16 protein-coding genes and 1 pseudogene are annotated in these 19,517 nt (G+C 63.2%); 8 read left to right on the top strand and 9 right to left on the bottom strand.

Annotated features, from left to right (window positions below):
* Positions 1-184 precede the first annotated feature (184 nt).
* Positions 185-1,180, top strand: a complete 996-nt coding sequence (locus AC6CH3_RS11860; RefSeq protein ID WP_498132612.1) for an alcohol dehydrogenase catalytic domain-containing protein — start codon at positions 185-187, stop codon at positions 1,178-1,180.
* Between the two features lie 36 nt (positions 1,181-1,216).
* A complete protein-coding gene (locus tag AC6CH3_RS11855; protein ID WP_498132611.1) occupies positions 1,217-2,521 on the top strand; it encodes an MFS transporter in 1,305 nt (434 codons plus the stop codon).
* Positions 2,522-2,605: 84 nt separating this feature from the next.
* Here the strand turns inward: AC6CH3_RS11855 and AC6CH3_RS11850 are convergent, their stop codons facing one another.
* Positions 2,606-3,388: a GntR family transcriptional regulator gene (locus tag AC6CH3_RS11850; protein WP_498132610.1), complete on the bottom strand. Its 783-nt coding sequence runs from the start codon at positions 3,386-3,388 to the stop codon at positions 2,606-2,608.
* Positions 3,389-3,651: 263 nt separating this feature from the next.
* Between AC6CH3_RS11850 and AC6CH3_RS11845 the strand changes: the two genes are divergently transcribed.
* The 3 genes from AC6CH3_RS11845 to AC6CH3_RS11835 all read left to right on the top strand — a co-directional run bounded on the left by AC6CH3_RS11845 (position 3,652) and on the right by AC6CH3_RS11835 (position 7,294).
* Complete coding sequence (locus tag AC6CH3_RS11845; RefSeq protein ID WP_498132609.1) at positions 3,652-4,434, top strand: class I fructose-bisphosphate aldolase; 783 nt, start codon at positions 3,652-3,654, stop codon at positions 4,432-4,434.
* Positions 4,435-4,477: 43 nt separating this feature from the next.
* The gene (locus tag AC6CH3_RS11840) at positions 4,478-5,818 is read left to right on the top strand and encodes an FGGY-family carbohydrate kinase (protein ID WP_498132608.1); all 1,341 of its coding nucleotides are present in this window, start codon (positions 4,478-4,480) and stop codon (positions 5,816-5,818) included.
* Positions 5,819-6,625: 807 nt separating this feature from the next.
* Positions 6,626-7,294, top strand: coding sequence for a DUF4192 family protein (locus AC6CH3_RS11835; RefSeq protein WP_498132607.1), 669 nt, complete (start codon positions 6,626-6,628; stop codon positions 7,292-7,294).
* Positions 7,295-7,947: 653 nt separating this feature from the next.
* Here AC6CH3_RS11835 and AC6CH3_RS11830 read toward each other — a convergent pair.
* The 4 genes from AC6CH3_RS11830 to AC6CH3_RS11815 form a co-directional block, all read right to left on the bottom strand.
* Positions 7,948-8,637, bottom strand: coding sequence for an ABC transporter ATP-binding protein (locus AC6CH3_RS11830; protein WP_498132606.1), 690 nt, complete (start codon positions 8,635-8,637; stop codon positions 7,948-7,950).
* Complete coding sequence (locus AC6CH3_RS11825; protein ID WP_498132605.1) at positions 8,634-10,376, bottom strand: branched-chain amino acid ABC transporter ATP-binding protein/permease; 1,743 nt, start codon at positions 10,374-10,376, stop codon at positions 8,634-8,636. Before AC6CH3_RS11825 ends, AC6CH3_RS11830 begins: the two co-directional genes overlap by 4 nt.
* Positions 10,363-11,220, bottom strand: a complete 858-nt coding sequence (locus AC6CH3_RS11820) for a branched-chain amino acid ABC transporter permease (RefSeq protein WP_498132604.1) — start codon at positions 11,218-11,220, stop codon at positions 10,363-10,365. The genes AC6CH3_RS11825 and AC6CH3_RS11820 overlap by 14 nt, the downstream gene beginning before the upstream one ends.
* Before the next feature lie 102 nt (positions 11,221-11,322).
* Positions 11,323-12,513, bottom strand: a complete 1,191-nt coding sequence (locus AC6CH3_RS11815; RefSeq protein ID WP_498132603.1) for an ABC transporter substrate-binding protein — start codon at positions 12,511-12,513, stop codon at positions 11,323-11,325.
* Positions 12,514-12,904: 391 nt separating this feature from the next.
* On the opposite strand from AC6CH3_RS11815, the gene AC6CH3_RS11810 reads away from it, so the two are divergent.
* A complete protein-coding gene (locus tag AC6CH3_RS11810; RefSeq protein ID WP_498132687.1) occupies positions 12,905-13,861 on the top strand; it encodes an AraC-like ligand-binding domain-containing protein in 957 nt (318 codons plus the stop codon).
* 94 nt (positions 13,862-13,955) lie between these two features.
* On the opposite strand, the gene AC6CH3_RS11805 is transcribed toward AC6CH3_RS11810, so the two are convergent.
* Complete coding sequence (locus AC6CH3_RS11805; RefSeq protein ID WP_498132602.1) at positions 13,956-14,963, bottom strand: AraC-like ligand-binding domain-containing protein; 1,008 nt, start codon at positions 14,961-14,963, stop codon at positions 13,956-13,958.
* 204 nt (positions 14,964-15,167) lie between these two features.
* Between AC6CH3_RS11805 and AC6CH3_RS11800 the strand changes: the two genes are divergently transcribed.
* Both AC6CH3_RS11800 and AC6CH3_RS11795 read left to right on the top strand, forming a co-directional pair.
* Positions 15,168-16,694, top strand: a complete 1,527-nt coding sequence (locus tag AC6CH3_RS11800; protein WP_498132601.1) for a GMC family oxidoreductase — start codon at positions 15,168-15,170, stop codon at positions 16,692-16,694.
* A 209-nt stretch (positions 16,695-16,903) separates the two neighbouring features.
* Positions 16,904-17,062 carry a hypothetical protein gene (locus AC6CH3_RS11795; protein WP_498132600.1) on the top strand — a complete coding sequence of 53 codons (159 nt, stop codon included), beginning with the start codon at positions 16,904-16,906 and terminating at the stop codon, positions 17,060-17,062.
* A 64-nt stretch (positions 17,063-17,126) separates the two neighbouring features.
* Here AC6CH3_RS11795 and AC6CH3_RS11790 read toward each other — a convergent pair whose 3' ends face one another.
* From AC6CH3_RS11790 to AC6CH3_RS11780, 3 genes and pseudogenes are all read right to left on the bottom strand, one after another.
* Complete coding sequence (locus AC6CH3_RS11790) at positions 17,127-17,303, bottom strand: nuclear transport factor 2 family protein (RefSeq protein ID WP_498132599.1); 177 nt, start codon at positions 17,301-17,303, stop codon at positions 17,127-17,129.
* 7 nt (positions 17,304-17,310) lie between these two features.
* Positions 17,311-18,042: pseudogene (locus AC6CH3_RS11785) on the bottom strand (FAD-dependent oxidoreductase); the annotation flags it as partial.
* A gap of 158 nt (positions 18,043-18,200) precedes the next feature.
* Positions 18,201-19,421: a Fic family protein gene (locus AC6CH3_RS11780; protein WP_498132598.1), complete on the bottom strand. Its 1,221-nt coding sequence runs from the start codon at positions 19,419-19,421 to the stop codon at positions 18,201-18,203.
* Between the last annotated feature and the right edge of the window lie 96 nt (positions 19,422-19,517).

The following is a 19,517-nucleotide window of genomic DNA, read 5'->3' as shown; positions in this document are numbered from 1 at the left end:
TGGGCGGGTACAAGCATTCGGCCAATGCCGCTGTACGTACAGTATGTCTCGTCTAGACATTCCTGCCATTACTGTCGTATTCTTGTGACCCAGTAGACATCCCGCCCCACGTTCGATGGAGCCGGATCAACTCTCACGGTCGAGGATCGCCCTCTGCCGTAACGACGCGGAGAGGAGCGCATAGATGCGCGCAGTAATCCTGGATGGAAAAGGCTCGATTGAGGTCGCGGAAATTGACGACCCTGTCGCCGGCGCCGGTGAAGTTGTGATCGCCCCTGAAGCGGTAGGCATCTGCGGCACCGACATCCACCTGGCTTCAGGAGACTACCCCACCGGCACCTTCCCTGTGGTCCCCGGACATGAATTTGCCGGAACCATCGTCCAGGTCGGATCAGACGTTAATGGCTTCAAAGTCGGCGACCGCGTGTGCGTTGACCCGAATGTGGCCTGCGGCCACTGCGACCAGTGCCAGGCAGGGGCGACCAACCTGTGCCGCAACCTCGTACCCATCGGAGTCACCAGCAACGGTGCCGTCGCCGAACTGGTCAAGGTTCCCACCTCCGTCGTTTTCGCCCTGCCTGACGGCATCGACTGGACCACCGCAGCCCTCATTGAGCCCCTGGCATGCGTCCTGCACGCCCTGGGCCGGGTCGCTCCTGTCACCGGCAAGCGCGTCCTGATCTACGGCGCAGGATCCATCGGCCTGCTGGCAGCCGCCCTCGTCAAGGCGCGGGGCGCCGCTTCCATCGACGTCGTCGAACCTAGCCCCGTGCGCCGGGAAGCGGCCCTCGAATTCGGTGCCAACAACGCCTACACGCCCGGCGAACGAGCCACCGAACGCGACGTCGACCTGGTCATCGAAGCCAGCGGCCACCCCTCCGCCGTCAAAGACGCCATCGCCAAACTCGCCGAACGTGGAACGCTGCTGCAGATGGGCGTCGTCAGCCCCACCGCCAGCATCGACCTTTTCCCCTACGACCTCTTCGACCGCGAACTGTCCTTCGTCGGCTCCCAATCACTGGCCACGTCCTACCCGGCGGCCGTGGAAGCCATCACGGAACTCCCCGACCTCGCCTCCCGCATGGTGACCCACACCTTCGGGCTCGCCGACTATGCAGCAGCGCTTGAGGCCGCACACTCCGAATCCGCCCGCAAAGTCCACATCCTGCCGCAGCGCTAAACGCCGCGGACCGTCCGTTCCAGAAAGTACTCATTTATGTCTGCGCAGCTCGCTGCAAACAGTTCCGCCCGCCTTGGCCTCCTGGACAGGCTCGGATTGCCCAAGCCTCTGGTCTGGGGATTCGTTGGGCTTTTGCTCTTCATGGTCGGCGACGGAGTCGAATCCGGCTACATCGCCCCCTTCCTGGCCTCCAACGGCGCCGGCAACGAAACCCAAGCCGCGGTCATCATCACTGCCTACGGCCTCATCGTCACCCTTGGATCCTGGCTCGCAGGAGCTCTCTCCGACATCTGGGGCCCCCGGCGTGTCATGCTGCTCGGCCTGGCCATCTGGGCCGTCTTTGAAGTGCTGTTCCTGGCCATCGCCGTTCCGTCCCAGAACTACACCCTGATCCTGCTCACCTACGCGATCCGCGGCTTCGGCTACCCGCTGTTCGCCTACGGGTTCCTGGTCTGGATCCTGGCAGGAAGCCCCGCGAACCGGCTCGGATCCGCTGTTGGCTGGTTCTACTTCGCCTTCACCGGCGGTCTGCCGACGCTCGGTTCCCTGATGGCCAGCGGCACCGAACCGATCATCGGCGAGTATATGACCCTGTGGGTTTCGCTGCTCATGGTCATCGCCGGAGGCGTAGTCTGCCTTGTGGGCATCCGGAAGGCAAGGGGAGGCGACCGCCTCGCTGCCCCGGGCATAACGGCGCGCCAGAGCATCATCAGCAGCGTCTCTATCGCCGTAAAGGTCCCACGTGTCGGGCTTGGCGCCCTCATCCGGGTAGTAAACACGGCCCCGCAGTTTGGATTCCTGGTCTTTCTCCCGACAGTCTTTGCCACGGACCTCGGGTTCGGCACGGCCGGGTGGCTGCAACTGATCTTCACCATGGGATTTGCCAATATCTTCGCGAACCTGTTCTTCGGCGTTCTCAGCGACAGGCTGGGCTGGCACCGCACGCTGCGCTGGTTCGGCTGCATCGGTTCCGCCGTCGGCTCCCTGTGCTTCTACTTCGTACCGCAGATGGCCGGATCGCAGTACTGGGTCGCCGTTGCCTGCGCTGCCTTCTACGGCGTGACCCTGGCCGGATTCACCCCCATCTCGGTCCTGATGTCCCTGATGGCGCCAGGCCAGAAAGGCAACGCAGTCGCGCTGCTGAACCTCGGGGCCGGCGCCGCCACCTTCGTCGGCCCCCTGATCGTGGCCGTCTTCCTCGGACTCATCGGCCCGGGCGGAGTCACGATCATCTTCGCCGCACTGTACGTCGCCGCCGGCGTGGCAGTCCGCTGGCTCCGAGTTCCTGAAGCCGAGCCCGACAAAAGTCCAACCCCTGCCTCAGAGCTAATCACGGCCTAGCAACATCAAGCGTCCTGCAGGGCACTTGAGCACAAAGAGCCTCCGCTTCAGGAATGAAACGGAGGCTCTTTGGCGCCAGGGCCCCTAGCGACCGGCAGTCAGGTCAACAGTGCTGACATTGACCTCGAGGGGAACGATCTCGCTGCGCACCCACGTCTCATATACGTCAAACCGTTCACCGCGGGCCGTCCAGGAGGTGGACTGAATCCGCAGCAGCGGGGAGGAATCCGTGACGTTCAAAGCCTTGGCAATTTCCGGGGCCGGGTTCACCGCGCGGATGGTGCGGTTGGCGCCGCCCAGGCCGTAACCGGCGCCCGCGAGAAGCTCCGACAGCGAAGCCAGCCCGGACAGAACGTCCGCCGCCCCGGCTATGACAGGGGCGACAGCCGGCGGGCTGTAGTTGATGCTGTAGACCGCAGGCGTGCCGTCCAAAGAGCGCAGGCGGACCAGCTCGAAGCCCCTGGTCCCCTCGGGAAGCTCCAAGGAACGGCACGCGCTGTCAGGCAGGATGACCGGACCGGAACGCAGCACCTGAGTGGTCACATGCCTGTTCTGGTGACTGATGGCGTTTTCCAGGAACCCCTGCTGGCCCTGGATGACCCAGCCCTTGTCGGCCGTCGGTTCGCTGGCGAACACGCCGCGGCCCGGGATGCGGTGGGCCAGCCCCCGGGATTCAAGCAGCTTCAGTGCCTGGCGCACCGTCGCCCGTGACAAGCCAAACTCGGTGCACAGTTCATTCTCGCTGGGCAGCCGCTCCCCTGCCGCGATGTCCTTGGCAGCGATCCTCCGCTGGAGGACATCAAACAGCTGCTGGTAGTAAGGCGTTGGGGACTGGCGGTCGATCGAGTCGGCAACTGCTACTGACACGAGGCCCTCCTTAGGGTGAGGTCTGCGCACGGGAACATTGTCCATCTCATTGTAGACCGACCGTACAGTACGGTCAGGTCAAATCCCCGAGGAACTGCTAAGAGGTGGCATGCCCTTGACGGCGAAGAAGTCCGGAGAATAAGGTAGGTCAGTCCATACTGTACGTACAAGATGCACTGTTGCCTCTTGCGGCGTGCCGGACCCAACCATTTACAAAACCGCTGTCGACAGCAACGTGGCTCGTCTATAGAAAGCAGGCTTCAATGTCCATGGAATACCGTATGCGCCGCACGCTGCCCAGCCACCGCGCTGCGATCATTATGCCCGTTGACCACGGCCTGATCTTTGACCGCATCGAGGGTCTTGAGACCCCCTCGGCTCCCTTCGCCGCCTGGGCTGACCACGGCGTTACCGGCTTCATGATGACCCTTGGCCAGGTGAAACAGACGGAGGGTTTCTTTGCCCAGAATCCGCAGCTGAGTCGAGTTCTCGCCATCGATACCTACTATGACTACCGCGAAATGGACGGCAAGGGTTCCCACGGCCTCATCACGACGGTGGAAGAAGCCGTCCGAATGGGCGTTGATGCCGTGAAGATGCTGTTCCCCTGGAACATGTCCAATGCTGAAAAGGTGGCCATGTGCACGCGCGTCGGACAGGTCATCTCCGCATGCGACCAGTGGGACATCCCGCTTGTCCTGGAGCCTGTACTCATCGGTGCACCAAGGACCGAAGAAGTCATTATCGAAGAAGAAAAGGTAGCCCGAATCGCTTATGACCTCGGCGCCCACATCATCAAGATCGCTTTCCCCGGTGAAGAGCGCACTAAGCGCCTCGCCGATGAACTCGGGGTGCCCCTAGTTATTGCCGGTGGGCCCCTAGCGGGCGAGCCTGCCGATACCATCGAAGCAGTTGCAGGAACCATCCGCGCCGGGGCGCGGGGTGTTATCGTCGGCCGAAACATCTGGCAGCGTGAACGCGTCGTTGCAGAGAAGACTTTGGCCGAGATTGCTTCCCTGACCAAGAGCGTCTCTTTCAGCGACTAGGACCTGAACTTCATATATGGGCGTCAATCAAAGGATGCAAAACATGGGCGGATCGAGCGAGCGTACAGAGGTCGTCTGCGGCATCGATATCGGCAGCACGAACTGCAAAGTCGTCGCGATCGACCCCAGCGGCAGCGTCGTCGCACGTGCACGGCAGGCAACCCCCCGCAATCGCTCTGACCTATCGATTGATGCCCAAGGGATCCTGGACGCGATTGAGGATATGATCCTGGAAGTTTGCGGCACCGATTACATGGTTGCCGCGGTGGCCTGCGCCGGCGTGGGAGAAGACGGCGTTCTCCTTGATAAGGACCTGCGGCCACTCGGCCGGGCCCTGGCATGGTTCGACCCGCGCCGGACCCGCCTTTTCGAAAGCCTGGAACCGCATCTTTCTTCCTCGGACTGGATCGGCGTCCACGCCAATCCCTCCCACACCCTCACTGGCTGGCTCTGGTCCCGCCAACAGGACACGAGCACCCAGCCCGCTTCATGGGCCGCCATCACCGACTACGCCGCAAACCGCTGGTCCGGAAGGTCCTTCATCAGCGACACCCTCGCATCACGGACAGCGGCGTGGGACAGGCGGACCCGGACCTGGCTGGCCAACCGAGTCGAGATGACACTCGGATCCACCGACCTGCTGCCGGAAGTAACTCGAACCGGAGAACCGGTCGGACCCCTGCAGTCCTCCCGTCTGAATGGCGCCGGAGTCCTCGCACCTCACGCCACCGTCGTTGCCGGCGGCCACGATCACCCCATCGGCGGGTGGGGGGTGGACCAGTTGCACCCTGGTGCGATTCTCGATTCCATGGGTACCGCGGAAGTAGTAGTTGCCCAGTCCCCTACCCCGAACGTACCCCGGTTTGGAAACTGCGATGTCGGGCCCGGCATCCTCAGCGAGGGCAGCACCCTACTGACAGTCACTGAGCTCGCCCGCAACGTGGACTGGACCTCACAGGACCCTGCCGTCGCCGCCGCCCTCCGAGCCATCATCGACGGCCATGAAAAACCCGACGAATACCTCCACTCAGAAAGCTTCATCCCCGGAGGCCAAGGAGGCGTGCGGCCCAAGTACTCCCCCGACGCCCCAGCTGCACCCCTGTCTCGCGCATCAGCAGTAGCCGGCGCCCTGGCACGGGCCGGCGACGCCGCCATTGAAGCAGTGGCTTCACGGATGCCCCCAGGTTCTCCGGTTTATATGGCCGGCGGCTGGGCCAGATCCCAGGGCTGGATCGACATCAAACGGACCTTCATCGAAACCGACGTACACGTCATCCCCGAGCCGGAGGTCACCGCCGTCGGCGCAGCACTGCTGGCTGCCCAAGCCATCAACTGGCACGTATCCGCCCGGGCAGCGCTCTCCCTCAACGCCACCACCCTCTAAGTTCCGCCACACACAGCAATCAGCGCGTACGCCCATTTGGCGAGGCGCAACGGGATCCGCTGAGGAAGCCATGACTGAGAAACGGATGCCCCCTACCTCCTGGAAGTCAGGGGCGACAAGGCACAACAGATCCGTGAAGACCTGAACGTTGCCTTGGGACCGCGCAATAACCACGGCAGAAAGGTTGGCCGGCACGGTGTGCTAATCACCCAGCACAGCTACATCTTCTATACCGTCACGACCAGCAAGGACGTTCCCTAATGGCAAATTCAGGAACGCGGCTGGCGAATCCGGCAAACGCTGATGTCAACCAACCACATACTTTCAATCTGCAGCACACCCCAAGCTGACGTCAGACAGGTAGCAGAAGCGCTGTCAGAATAGGGCCTTTCTGCTTTTCTGGCACCGGCTTTAGAACGTCTCAGGTCCCAACCTGACACTTCCGACACGTCCCCCGCAACACCGTCGAACATATGGTCTTGTCAGCCGGATCGGTCTCATCCCTTTTCATCCTCCGAGGTTGTCTTGTAAGACTCTGCGATGACAGGAAATCGAGCGCCTTGTCTCGGGTCAATCTCTTTCAACCCTCAGCTTTTGAGACGGTGCTAGGCACTATTTGAGTGACTGCCATCAAAAGTTTTCGTTCGGCGCTCCTCCGTCGCCTATCTCCACACAAAACTTTTGCTTGCGTCCGGTTCCCCAAGTTGCACTCCGGACCCTCCTACCCAGCGGTGATCGCCTCTATCAGAACGGCACCCACACCCCAACGACCACCGCCAGGCCAAGAAGGTCAAGGAAGCCAAGACCATGGAAACGCTGACAATCAAATCCCCCGCAGACCTACTCAGCTTCATCGGACACACCCTGGGCTTCTGGCCACAGGAGAGCCTCGTCTGCATCACCGTGGACACCGACCGCCTCGGCGCCACCTTGCGGATGGACCTCCCACGGCACGACGGCGGCGAGCTCGGCTACGCCCGGACCGTCGCCGGCTACCTCACCCAGGACCCGAACGCCACAAGTGTCCTCTTCGCCGTCTACACCTCAACACCCTGGGACGCCAGCCAGCCCAAACCCCGCGCGGCGATCATCGCTGCACTCACCGGCGTGCTGGCCGAACGCGGCATCACCATCAGCGACGGGCTGCTCGTCGGGGAGAAAACCTTCACCCACGACGACGGCGACCCAGAGACCAGCGCGGCAATCCCCCGGGACCGCTCATCACTCTCTCATCGCAAGCTTCCAATTCGCGGGCATCCGCGACCAGTTCATCGCAGACATCCCGGCCATCAAGGAACCAGCGGACCAAGTCCTCTGTGCCCAAACACAAGGCAAACCGCAATCCCCCCGCGTCGAAGGAGCCCGAGCATCAACCTAGAGCGCCATCACGGGGTGTTGACACTGCCAACACCCAAAAGCATCAAAAGCGGTCCGATCAGCCCCGCCACCGCGGCAAAGAAGTCAAGAAAGACTTGAAAAGTCATCAAAATCATGTCGCCGGCGCCGAGCCGCCCCATGAACAGGTGACGGACAAAACCGGCCGCGAAGACCAAACAGAAAGGAAGCGCATAGCCTCACACTCCAGCAAGCGGAGGCCCATCAGCCGAACTTGAACCCCGCCACCTCACACACCTGAATAGGCCCCGCGGCGGCCGGGCAACAGCCCGCGAACCTAGCGTCAGAGGGACGCCACCACAAGCTATGTCGACACGTTAAAGCAAAAACCCCTCTGACGAGGGGATATGCTGTGCCCGAGGTGGGACTCGAACTGCATTCCAGCCCTTGCAAACACTAGGCTCCCGCGGAAACATGCGGAATCCGGCCCGATCCGGACAATGTACGCCCCAGTCCGGGAGCCAAAGTGTGGACATTGTCCACACCCTGATTTCGCTCCCGCCGAAGCGTTCAACCGAAGACCGCACCCCGCAACGAGGGGTGCGGTGCTTCTTTGTCCTGACAGATTTGGCTCGCGACTCAACAGATTTTTGGGGTACTAGGATCCGACTACGATCACCCATGGGGACGATGCGCGCGTCGGGCCACTATCGCTCCGAGTGTTTCGAACTAGCATTATCTTGGTGTTGGGAAACGCCGCCGCCAACAAGTGTTACGTGGTTTTGGCTCCACCTTCACCCCAGATAAGCCGTTTGAAGGGTCGCAGGGCTTTCGAGCAGACCACATGCACTGCCCGAGTAGGTCACCCGGCCACTAGTGACCACCAAAGCGCTATCGGAAATCCGTAGAGCCAGGTTCGCGAACTGTTCGACCAGGAGGACGCCGACCCCAGTATCGGCGATCTGCCTGACCACCGGCATGAGCCTCAGGAAGACTACCGGGGCCAGCCCCAGCGACATCTCGTCGATGAGCAGGACCTTCGGTTTTGCGGCGAAGGCCCGGGCCAGCACCACCATCTGTTGTTCGCCGCCCGAGAGCAGCCCTGTTGGCGCGCCGAGGCGCTTCTCCAGCTCGGGAAACAGGACCAGTGCGGCCTCGAACTCTGCCCTGGTGCGGGCTGTGATTTCCAGGTTTTCCCGCACTGTCAGGGAGGGGAAGATGGCCCTGCCCTGTTCCACATGGACGATGCCCAGCTTTGCCCGCTTCCGGCGGCTTGCTTTGGTGATTTCCGTGCCGTCCAGGCGGATCCGTCCCGCACTTGCCTGGACGACGCCGGATACCGCTTCGAGGAGACTTGTCTTGCCCGCACCGTTCGGACCGACCAGGGCGGTCACGGTGCCTGGTTCGATGTGCAGCGAAACGTCGGAGATGACCGGCCCGACGCCGCGGCTGACGGCGATGCCGTCGAGAGTCAGCGTTGTCATATTAGCTCCGTTTCACCCATGTAGGCTTTGAGGACCCTCGGGTCCGCCAGCACTTCGTCCTGCCGGCCGGTGGCCAGCACTTCGCCGAAATCCAGCACCGTGACGTAATCACAGACGCTGCGCACCAAATCCAGGTCGTGCTCGATGATCAGGATCGCCGTCCGGTAGCGCTGCGGAACCAGGCGCAGCCGCTGCCCGAACGCGATGTGCTCGTCATGTGACAAGCCTGCCGCGGGTTCATCCAGCACCAGCAACCGCGGCTTGGCCGCAATATTAGCGGCCACCTCGAGAATCCGTCGGGTTCCGACGTCCACCGTGGAGATCTGCACGCCCGGCCCCGGGCAGCCGAAGAACTCCAGGATCCCGGCAATTTCCTCGCCGCTGGCGGACCGGCGGGCAATGAAGTTCATGTAGTCATAAACTGTCAGGCTGGGCGGGACCCTGTCCTGCTGGAAGGTCCGCCGCAGGCCGATCCGTGCCCGCTGGTGCGGCGCCAGGCCGTCAAGCCGGTCCGCGTCCAGCCAGACTTCCCCGCTGTGCTGCGGCAGGAAGCCTGAGATGGCATCGACGAAGGTGGACTTGCCTGCGCCGTTGGGGCCGATGAGGCCCACAATGGTGCCCTCGGCGACCGTGATGTCCACGTTGGCCAGCGCCTTGATCTGGCCAAATTCGACCGTCAGGTCCTTGACTTTCAGCAGGGCCTTGCCCTCGGTGGCAGGCCCTGCGTCCGCCGCAACCGAAGCGGGCAACGGCACGGGCACAGCAGCTGGCGGCCCGGACTGGCGGCGCCTGCGGCGCCGCAGCGCATTGCGGATGTCCTGGCCCAGGTTTGAATTGGACGTCAGGGCCTGGATCCCCATGGCGCCGAAGACAACGAATCCCCAGTCCTGCGGGATCCCCCAGCGCTTGAGCAGCTCCGGAATGAGGACCCACAGGACGCCGCCGAAGACGGCCATTTCCAACAGATGCGCCCCTGCGACGATGGACAGCACGTAGAGCGCCATGGATTGCAGGGTATTGAAGCCGGAAGGGAAAGCTGTGCCCACCTGGCCGGCAATGAGTCCGCCGGCAACTCCGGCGATCGCCGAACTCACCGCGAACGCAGACAGCTTCGCGGTGCGCACGCTGCTGCCGGCAGAGGCTGTGCCGCGCTCGGAGAAGGCGACCGACCGCCATCCGCTGCCCCAGCGGCTGTGCTGCAGAAGGTGAACGGTGACGGCGACGAGCACGAGCACGATCACGGCCAGGAAGAAATAGCCGCGGTCCGTGCTGAACAGTTCGGGGCGCGGAACCTTGGTACCGTTGACCGCGCCTGGAAATTGCGTCTTCACGAGCGTCAGGTCTGCAGCGGCAGCAAAGCCCAACGTGACGACGGCGAGGTTCACGCCACGCAGACGCAAGGCCGGCAGGCCGATGATGACGCCGGCAATTCCGGCCACCAGACCCGCGGCCGGCAGCCACACGAACAGGCCTCCCGGTACGCCCAATACGTTGAGCCAGGACACCACCCAGGCGCCCACGGCCGCCAAGGTCAGCTGGCACAGCACGATCATGCCTGCCGTTCCAGTGACCACACCAAGGCCCAGAAGCGCGATGGAGGAGATGATCGCCGTCGTCGCCAAATAGACCAGGTACGTGGGCAGCACGGCGCTGAGCGCCCATCCGGCGAGGACGGCGGCCAGCGCGGCTGCCGTCAGCATCCGCCCGCGGCGGGCAAAGATTTCGTTAACGGGCTGCATCCCACACCTCCCGGCGCTGGTTCCATAGCAGGAACACGACGATAAGGACCAGCGGGATCCACTCCCGCAGTAGGACCAACTGGTTGAACTGTGCGGCCGCCCCTTGGATGACACCCAACAGAAGCCCCCCAAAGAAGGCCAGGTCCAGGCGTTTGAAGGCTCCGAGCAGCGCTGCGGCGGACCCGGGGATAACCAGCATCGACAATGAGGACGCGTCACTGGTCTGGCTCGGGGCAACGACGGCGATGGCAATGCCGACAATAATCCCCGTAACCGCCCAGACTCCGACAGCCATGGGCTTGACGGGCACTCCCAGCAGTTCGGCCGCCACCGGGCGGTCTGCGATGGCACGCAGCCGGACACCGATCGAGGTCTTCCCGAGCACGAGTTTGGCGGCAAGTGCCACTACTGCGGCCAGGATGACCATGACGACGGTGACTTTGCTGACCACGACGCCTTCGAAAGTGACGGCGGGCCCTGGGAATATTGCCCGGAACGTCTTGGGCTTGGTTCCGAACAGAATGAAGGAAATAGAAATGAGGAACAGGAGGGCGGCCACGGTGACCGCTGAGCGGGCATTGATGGACGCCTCTGGCAGCCAGGTGGCAATAATCAAGCCAATCAGCGCTGAGATGAGCGCTCCGGAGCCAATGCCGACGATGATGGCTGCCCATTGCGGCAGCCCCATGCCGACGAACGACACTGCGACGAATGCGCCGAACATGCCGATCGCAGCTTGGGAGAAGTTAATGACCCTGACCAACTGGGCCATGAGGGTGAGGCAGACCGCGATGACGGCATAGACGCCGCCCGCGGCCAGGCCTGCTAATGCACCTTGGAGCACGGTGCCTCCTTAGGGAAACAGGGGAAGGTGGAGGAAACTTGAACGCCTGCCGGCACTGCCCCGGATCAGCGATCGAAAGCAGCACCGGCAGGCCCGGAAGGCCTAGCTGACGTTCATCCAGCCATCGTCCGCGCTGGTCCAGGCGTTGGTGCCGGGCTTGATGGTGATTGGCCAGCCCGCTGTGTTCGAGCGGTGGCGTGCGTCCCCGCCGAAGAGGTACGGTGTGCCGGTCATGGGATTTTCGAGCGGCGTTGTTTGTGCCTTGAAGGCGGCCGTCACGGATTCGCGGGTGATGTCGCCCTCGATCGCCTTGAGCACTTCCAGGAAGTGGGTGGCTGCCAGGTAGCCGCCCTGCCCGAAGGAGGTCAGCGGAACCTTGTGCTTGTCCATCAGTGCTTTCCAGTCGTCATTGGCGACGATGGAGTCCACGGTGTAGGGCGCGAACTCCGCCGGCACGTACACACCCTTGCCTACGAAGCTGGCGGCCTCCGCGAACTGCTGGGAGTACGCCGACGTCAGGAACAGAAAGGTCATGTCGTTCATGCCCTGGGCTTCCGCCGCCTTGAGCACGCCCAGCGCGTCCGGTTCCACACCGTTGGAGTAGATGGCGTCGCAGCCGGCTTCCTTGGCCTTGACGACGTATGGAGTGTAGTCCGATCCGCCGTACGGGACGGTGTCGTCGAGCATGGCAAAGGTTTCGCCCGTCGCAGCGGTCCAGGCGTCGAACGCCTGCTGGTATGCCGGTCTGGTGGATCCAGCGATCTGCAGCAGGCCGCAGATCTTCTTCAGCCCCAGCCGTTCAGAGCCGTAGGTGAGGGTCAGTTGCGTATCCAGGAACGGCCCCGCGTTGACGGCGGAAATGTTCGGTGTGCTGAAGCACAATGGGTCCACGCCGGTACCCTGGACCGACACGATTCCCTCCTGCTGGTAGTAGCTGGAGTTGACCTCGCAGTCCAGAAGGCTGGCAGAGCCCACAAGTGCCACGGCGTTCTTTCCCACAGCGTCGCGGGCAGAGGCACTGGCTGCGGCCGGGTCGCCCTTGTCGTCGAGGATCTCGTACTGGATGGGCCGGCCATCAAGGCCGCCCTGGGCGTTGAACTCATCAAAAACCGCTTTGGCGGCCTGCGACGCCTCTGGGAACGATGCCGCTCCACTGAGTGCGTTGATGGAGGCGACGACGATCGGGTCGCCGGTCGCCGTCGAACTCGGCGCCTGGGCACCGCAGGCGGTGAGGCCCAGCAGGCTGGAGGCCACGATCGCGGCCACCGCCAAGGGCTTATTTTCAAATTTCATGGTGGTACATGCCTCTCGCGACACGATGGGAGTTGAAGAAGTTGCCGGGTGCATTACACCTTTGTCGGGTCCCGGAAGATCTGTGAGCAAACTTACGGACAGCACCGCAGCGGCGCCTTGTTCCCCTGGGAAGAACGCTTGTCCAAATGCGTAGTAACTTGCCGGCCAGCCCGGCCGACCGGCGGTTCGAGGCACCGGCCGGACGCCGCAGCGGTAGGAAAATCCGGCACAAACCTTGTAAATCCGGGCAGCGGCTTGCACGCCCGCGCAAGGATGGAAGTCCCCCGGATCCAAAGTGCCAGGCCACGCCTACGATGTAGTCCAGGTCACAGAAAGGCCTGGTCCGAAGGTGGAACCAACACCAAGGACGCTAAGAAGGAGGAAAGTGGCAATGGAGCTGCTCAAGGAATTACCCCGGCAGGAAATCGTCACGGCCGAGACCCCGGATTTCTGGACCTGGCGCCGCCTGGTCTCCCAGTCCTTCGTCCCTTTGGAAGTCACCAGCGAGAGTAAGCAGTTCTTCCGTGGCCGAATGCGGTCCCGTTCCACCGAGGACATCTCCATCGTGGAAATCACCGCAGACAGCCACAACGTGCTGCGCACTCCGGCGCTGATCAGCGACGCCGACCGCCGTTACTACAAACTGAGCATCATGCTCTCAGGCACGGGCTTGCTCATTCAAGACAACCGCGAAGCCCTGCTGCTGCCGGGTGACATCGCAGTCTACGACACCAACCGCCCGTACACACTCACGTTTGAGAGCAGCTTCCGGACGCTCGTCTTGATGTTCCCCCATCAGCTGCTGGACCTTCCGGTCTCCGCCGTCGGCCAGCTCACCGCCGTCAGGATGCCCGGGGACGCGGGCCTTGGCAGAGTTGTCACTCCGTTCCTGACCCAGCTGGCCGGAAATCTGGACCAGCTCTCGGGTACCAGCGGGCTCCGGCTGGCCTTCAATGCCGTGGATCTCGTCGCGACGATGTTCGCTGCCGAACTGCAGCTTTCCGGCAGCACGGACCGAAGCCCGCGGGCCCGGCTCATGACGGGAATCCGCGCCTTCATCGAGGAAAACCTCGGCGATCCAGAGCTCAGCCCCGTAGCGGTGGCAGCGGCGCATTTCATCTCCACCCGCTACCTCAACATCCTGTTCCGCGAGGAAAACGAGACGGCCGCCAACTGGATCCGGACCAGGAGAATGGAACGGATACGCCGCGATCTGCGCGATCCCCTTCACTCCCACCGTTCGATCAGCGCCATCGCCGCCCGCTGGGGGTTTCCGGACGCGGCGCATTTCAGCCGCGTGTTCCGGGCCTCTTACGGCTCGACGCCCAGCGACTACCGCGAACGCTAGCCCCACGGCAGCCCAGACGCTCCCCTGCCACGGCCTGGTCACAACCGCCACTGCCCCACAGTCAGAACCGCCAGGTCAGAACCTCACGGCCAAATCAGGCAGATGCGCCTGCATTCTGCAGCCGTTGCCGGTATTCATGCGGCGACTCACCGTAGGCGGCTTTGAACAGCCGGGAGAAGTGGGCCGCGTCCACCAGGCCGTGCCGGGCAGCCAGGGCGCTGACCGGGCGGAAGTCCTGCAGTCGGCCGGCAAGATCCGTCCGGCATAGTTCCAGACGACGTGCCCTGATCCAGGCAGAAACGCTGGTGCCTTCCTGGCCGAATATCCCGTGTAGGGTGCGCACCGATATGAAATTCGCCGCGGCGATCTGCTGCGGGTTGAGCATGGGATCGGACAGGTTGTCCTCGATATAGATACGCAGCTGCTCCAGCAGGTGTTCACGGCGGACCGATTCGGGCCGGTATTGGCCGGCCAAGCCGAGGTCGCCGTGCAGGAGGGTGGCCAGCAGGTCCACCGTATTGTGCGCAAGCCTCATGCTGCTGTGTGATGGCACCTGGCCAAGGTTCCCGGCCAATTGGGTCAGGAACGGAACCACTATCCGGGCAATTCCTTGCCCGCCGGAAATCCGGGTGGCCGTGAGCTGCCCTGTCATTTCCTCGGGCAGCGCCAGCATGCTCCGCGGGAAGACCAGTATGGCGTTGCGGAACATGTCATCCAGGCCCAGCGAGTAGGGCCGGTCGCTGTCGTAAAAGGCCATGTCGCCTGGCTTCAGCACGGCTTCCCGCCCGTCCTGGACCATGAGGCCGACGCCCGAAAGCTGCAGGTGGAGCATGTAGTTGCCCATCGGGGTCTGCGCGGCAACCGATGCACTGCGTTCCACGTGGTGCTCGGTTGCGCGGACATCGAACACTTCGATTCCGCCAAGGCCTCCACCCCGGATGGCGCCACGGAAGTCCGCAGCGCGTTGGCAATCGATGCTCAGCGGGGCGAACCGTTCGGAGACCAGCCGCGCGTACTCGTCAATGTGCCGGGTCGCCACCGATTCCACGCCGTTCATTTCTAAATCCACAGCGTTCAGCGGGCCGCTGCCGTTTTTCACCATGTGCCTCCTTGCGCATGACAAAGCAGTTCGTCGTCCCCATTACACAAGGTTAGGGTACAGGCCGCAGCCGGTCTATGTGACCGGCGATCATGCGTCGCCGTCCATGCAGGCCTGCACGGTAATACAAGCCGGGCCGGCACTGACGGCGCCAGACTGAAACGGCAGAAGAATCCGTGACCTGCATACCGAGGAGATACGTCAAAGATGACAGCAAGATTCGAATACATCGTGGTTGGCGCCGGGTCTGCCGGTGCCGTTGTCGCCCGCCGGCTGCTCGACGCCGGCAAGAAGGTGGCCGTGCTTGAGGCGGGCGGCGAAGACACCAATCCACTGATTGGGGACGTGTCCGCGGCGGGTGCCCTGTGGCACGGGCCAGAGGACTGGGACTACTACACGACGCAGCAGGAGGGGTGCGTCGGGCGCCGGTTGCATCTACCCCGCGGCAAGGTCCTGGGCGGATCGCACGCGCTTAACGCAACCATCTGGGTCCGCGGCGCCCGCCAGGACTTCGACGCGTGGGCCTATCTGGGCTGCCCGGGCTGGAGCTGGGACGAGGTCCTGCCGGTGTTCAAGGCAATAGAAAATTACGACGGCGGCGCTTCAGGGACGCGCGGCGGTTCAGGCTCGCTGGACGTCGTCAAGGACTTCCCCACCAATCCGGTGCAGGAGGACATCATCGAAGCAGCCCAGGAAATCGGGATCAAGCTTAACGAGGACTACAACAGCGGCGACGTCGAGGGCGTGTCCAAGATGCAGCTGAACGTGCGGGACGGCAAGCGGTTCAACACGTGGCACGCCTACCTGCGCCCGGTGGCCAGCCACCCTGACCTGACCCTGATCACCGGGGCACACGTGGACAGGCTGGTGATCAAGGACGGCACCGTCACCGGCGTCGAATATGAAAAGCACGGAACACGGCACATGATCTCCGCCGGGGAAACCATCCTGGCCGGCGGCGCAATCGGAACTCCTGCCGTGCTGCTGCGCTCCGGAGTCGGCCCTGCGGACGAGCTGCGCCAAGCAGGCGTGCGGCCCGTCCACGACCTTCCCGGAGTGGGCAAAAACCTCCACGACCACCTACTGGCACCCGTCATCTACACCACCACAAAGCAGGAAATCCCCGCCCCGCAGGTAGCCGCGGCGGAGACTCATCTGTTCTGGAAGAGCTCCCCGGACCTGGCCGTGCCGGACACCCAGCCCATCCACTTCTCGCTGCCGATGTATGGAGAGGGCATGTACGGCCCTGCCAACGGCTTCACCCTCATGGCCGGAATTGTCCGGCCGGTGAGCCGAGGCGAGCTCAAGCTCTCTGGCCCCGCCCTGGAGGACCCGCTGCAGATCGATCTGGGGGCACTGAAGGAACAGGCCGACGTCGACTCCCTCGCCGCCTCGGTGCGCCAGTGCCGCGAACTTGGCCGCGCCCATGCGCTGGCAGCGTGGGGTCCGCAGGAGCTGTACCCCGGCCCGGAGGTTTCCGACGACGGCCTCGAGGCCTATATCCGAGCCACCGCGGTCACGTACCACCACCAGGTTGGCACCTGCAAGATGGGCATCGACGAGCTTGCAGTGGTGGATCCGCGCAGCCTGAAGGTCCACGGCCTGGCGGGTGTGCGCGTCGCGGATGCCTCGGTCATGCCCCTCGTACCCACCGGCAACACCAATGCCGCGTCAGTCCTGATCGGCGAGAAGGCTGCCGCTTTCATCATCCGGACCGAGAATGAAGCCAAATGAAATCAACACATCAGGGCGCCGGGGAACAGAAGGGCGCCTGCGACTTTGCGGCGGACTGAACGGGAGTTCTACGCTGGAGAAACCGCCAGCCGCTACAGCGCGGCCGTTTCAACCTCCCTGCAGACCGTGCAGGTGATCGACGGCAACTGGCCCTACCGGACCTGCGTGATCAACAGAACCGTGACGCCCGGAGGTTCAACGGCACACTGGTGGTGGAATGGGCCAGCGTGGCGCTCGGCCTGGAGGGCGAGTTTGTGTTCAACGAGGCCCACGAGTATCTCCTGCCAGACGTCACGGACCAGTTTCAGCGCGGGACAGGCACACTTATCCATGGACTCCCCGTCCGGCGGGTCAGGTCCGCGGCCTAACACGCCAAGCACCCAGGCCGCCGTGCACTCCTATTCCGTGGTTGGGGAAATTCCGACGGCAGCACTACCGTAGAGGAGGTTCGCCACCATCACTGCCCGCCGCTTCAGCGACTTTCGCGGTGTCGACGAACTGTTCGAAGCGGACGATGAGACCGCCGCGAACGACGAAGTGGTGGGCAACCCGGACATTGAGCTTCCGTTGTGTTGTACGGTGCGTTGCGGTGAATCGGGCGAGGACCACGACATCCTCACATCGGCCGAGCGCTCGAGAATGACTTCGAACTCCTGCAGGTATTTGCGGGTGTAGTCGATACCGCTCGAATCATTCGCGGTCTCCGGTAGCCGGTGCCCGGCGACGACCAGTTGAAGTCATCCAGAAGTGAGCCATCACTGGCCCAGGCCTGAGCGCGGACGCCAGCGGCAGTCTTGGCCGTGAGGTCCCCCATCTCCAGTTCGGGAATGAATCGGCTTGCTTCCCTGTAGTACAGGGGCTTGATTAGTGAAGCAGCAATTTCCTGTGCGCCCATGCGCCAGTGCTGCTTTGCAAGCGTGGTTGCTCCCGGCCAGGTGAGGGACGCCAGAGTGTCCTTCAATGAAATAGTTCCCCAACCGTAGCCTTCGCGAGCGAGGGCTGGAACGGCGTTGGGGCCGACATGGATATCGTCATAGACGCCGCGGGTGAAGTGGACGCCGAGGAATGGGAGACTTGGATCCGGAAAGGGATAGATCATGCCCCGGACAAGGTGCTGTTTGGCAGCTGAGAGCGCCCAGTATTCACCACGGAAGGGCAGGATCTTGGGTGAGGGCGAAGCCCCTACAAACTGGGCAACCACGTCCGACTGAAGTCCGGCGCAGACAATGAGGCGGTCGAAAACCAGTTCGGCTGCGCTGGTTAACACGCGAACTTTGCCACTGACCTGCTCAATCGCGGTCACTTCATGTCCCAGGAGAATCTGGCCCCCGCCTCTGCGGATGTCGTTGGCAAACCCAGCTACTCAAAGCGAGGAAACTGGCCCCTGGACAGGATCGACTTCACCGACTGATCCTGCTGCGGGGTCCAGGACGGCATGGATCTCCGACGACTTGTAAGAATGGCAGCGCCGGTGAGCGTGCGCTTCAAATAACCGCCGGGCGCCCATCACCTGTTCGGGTGGACGACGGCAGGACTATGCCGCTTTCGCGATTCCGCGAGGCGCTGGTTGAGCCGGTCCACTTCATCCAGCACTTCCGTGGCGGCCCAGGCCTGATGACGTTTGGACTGGCCGACTTTCGAGATGACCCCGGCGGTAGTGAGCCTGTCCAGGGCTGCGTAGACGGAGCTTTCTGCAACGCCGGCGATGTGCGCGGCGCTGTTTGCCTCGAACACCGGTCGTTCCAGCAGCCAGGGAATGATCTTTTCGTCCGCCGAGCCCTTCCTCGGCCTGGCCAGCTCAAACCACAGGGCTGGCAGGGCATCAAGGGCGGCGACACTTTCCCGCGCGGCATTGGCGGCGTGAAGGGCAGACCGCGCCAGATACAGCACGAATGCATCAGCCTCACCGGCGCGGTAGTTATTGACGAGCCTGAAGTATGTCTCCACGTCGGCCACCATGGCCGAAGCGATGGGCGTGACCGTGTTCCGGGTGAGTCCGCGGCGGCGGGAGATGGCCCCGATCAGGGCACGGCCGATGCGGCCGTTGCCGTCGGTGAAAGGGTGGATGGACTCGAACTGAGCGTGGGCGATCGCAGCCTGGGCCATGATGGGAACGTCTCTGCGGTTGCAGAACACCATCAGATCGTCCATAAGGTCCGGGACCAGTTCCGGCGGCGGCGGGACATGAATTGCCCCGCGGGGCGAGTAGTCGCTGCCGCCGATCCAGTTCTGCACGCCCCTGGGCTTTCCGGCGTGCGGACCGTCTACCGGATCATCTTTCATGAGCGTGTGGTGGGCCGCGAGCAGGTCCGCCATCCGGATCTCTCCGGTATGCCCGGCGGCATCGATCATGCCCTGGACCGCGTCGGCCGCGGCCACCATGGAACGGGCGTTGTCACTGGCCTTAAGACCGATCATGGCCCGTGCGTAATCGTCACGGTTGGCGTTGACGTGTTCGATCTTGGACGAGGACACCGCCTCGCTGCGCAGCAGGAACCCGCTGATGGCCGCCATGCGCGTTCCGGCTGTGACGTCAAGGGATGCAACCGCCACGGCCGCCTCCTCAAGCGCCACGATGGTCTCCCGGCCCGGGTCATACCAACATTGCGCAATCATCGGCGGCAGCGAGACGGTAACCTCCCTGAATTCCCGGTCCTCGCGGGGCGGCCGTCCCGACGACTTCCACGGAACGCTCCTGCTTCCGTGAGCAGGCCAAGGCTCAGTCATGTTCCTCCGAAACTACAACGACGATTCTCTTATTTAGATTTTACGGTCAAAATCTAAATAGTGGAGGCCTTAGTAAGGGTTGTCCTGGTGGCGGCC

The sequence above is a fragment of the Arthrobacter sp. GQ119 genome (genome assembly GCF_059759125.1).
This window is presented reverse-complemented; position numbering and strand designations above follow the sequence as displayed.

Coding starts and splice junctions, on each gene's coding strand:
- AC6CH3_RS11860 (WP_498132612.1), top strand. CDS start 185: ATGCGCGCAGTAATCCTGGATGGAAAAGGCTCGATTGAGGTCGCGGAA.
- AC6CH3_RS11855 (WP_498132611.1), top strand. CDS start 1,217: ATGTCTGCGCAGCTCGCTGCAAACAGTTCCGCCCGCCTTGGCCTCCTG.
- AC6CH3_RS11845 (WP_498132609.1), top strand. CDS start 3,652: ATGTCCATGGAATACCGTATGCGCCGCACGCTGCCCAGCCACCGCGCT.
- AC6CH3_RS11840 (WP_498132608.1), top strand. CDS start 4,478: ATGGGCGGATCGAGCGAGCGTACAGAGGTCGTCTGCGGCATCGATATC.
- AC6CH3_RS11835 (WP_498132607.1), top strand. CDS start 6,626: ATGGAAACGCTGACAATCAAATCCCCCGCAGACCTACTCAGCTTCATC.
- AC6CH3_RS11830 (WP_498132606.1), bottom strand. CDS start 8,637: ATGACAACGCTGACTCTCGACGGCATCGCCGTCAGCCGCGGCGTCGGG.
- AC6CH3_RS11825 (WP_498132605.1), bottom strand. CDS start 10,376: ATGCAGCCCGTTAACGAAATCTTTGCCCGCCGCGGGCGGATGCTGACG.
- AC6CH3_RS11815 (WP_498132603.1), bottom strand. CDS start 12,513: ATGAAATTTGAAAATAAGCCCTTGGCGGTGGCCGCGATCGTGGCCTCC.
- AC6CH3_RS11810 (WP_498132687.1), top strand. CDS start 12,905: ATGGAGCTGCTCAAGGAATTACCCCGGCAGGAAATCGTCACGGCCGAG.
- AC6CH3_RS11805 (WP_498132602.1), bottom strand. CDS start 14,963: ATGGTGAAAAACGGCAGCGGCCCGCTGAACGCTGTGGATTTAGAAATG.
- AC6CH3_RS11800 (WP_498132601.1), top strand. CDS start 15,168: ATGACAGCAAGATTCGAATACATCGTGGTTGGCGCCGGGTCTGCCGGT.
- AC6CH3_RS11780 (WP_498132598.1), bottom strand. CDS start 19,421: ATGACTGAGCCTTGGCCTGCTCACGGAAGCAGGAGCGTTCCGTGGAAG.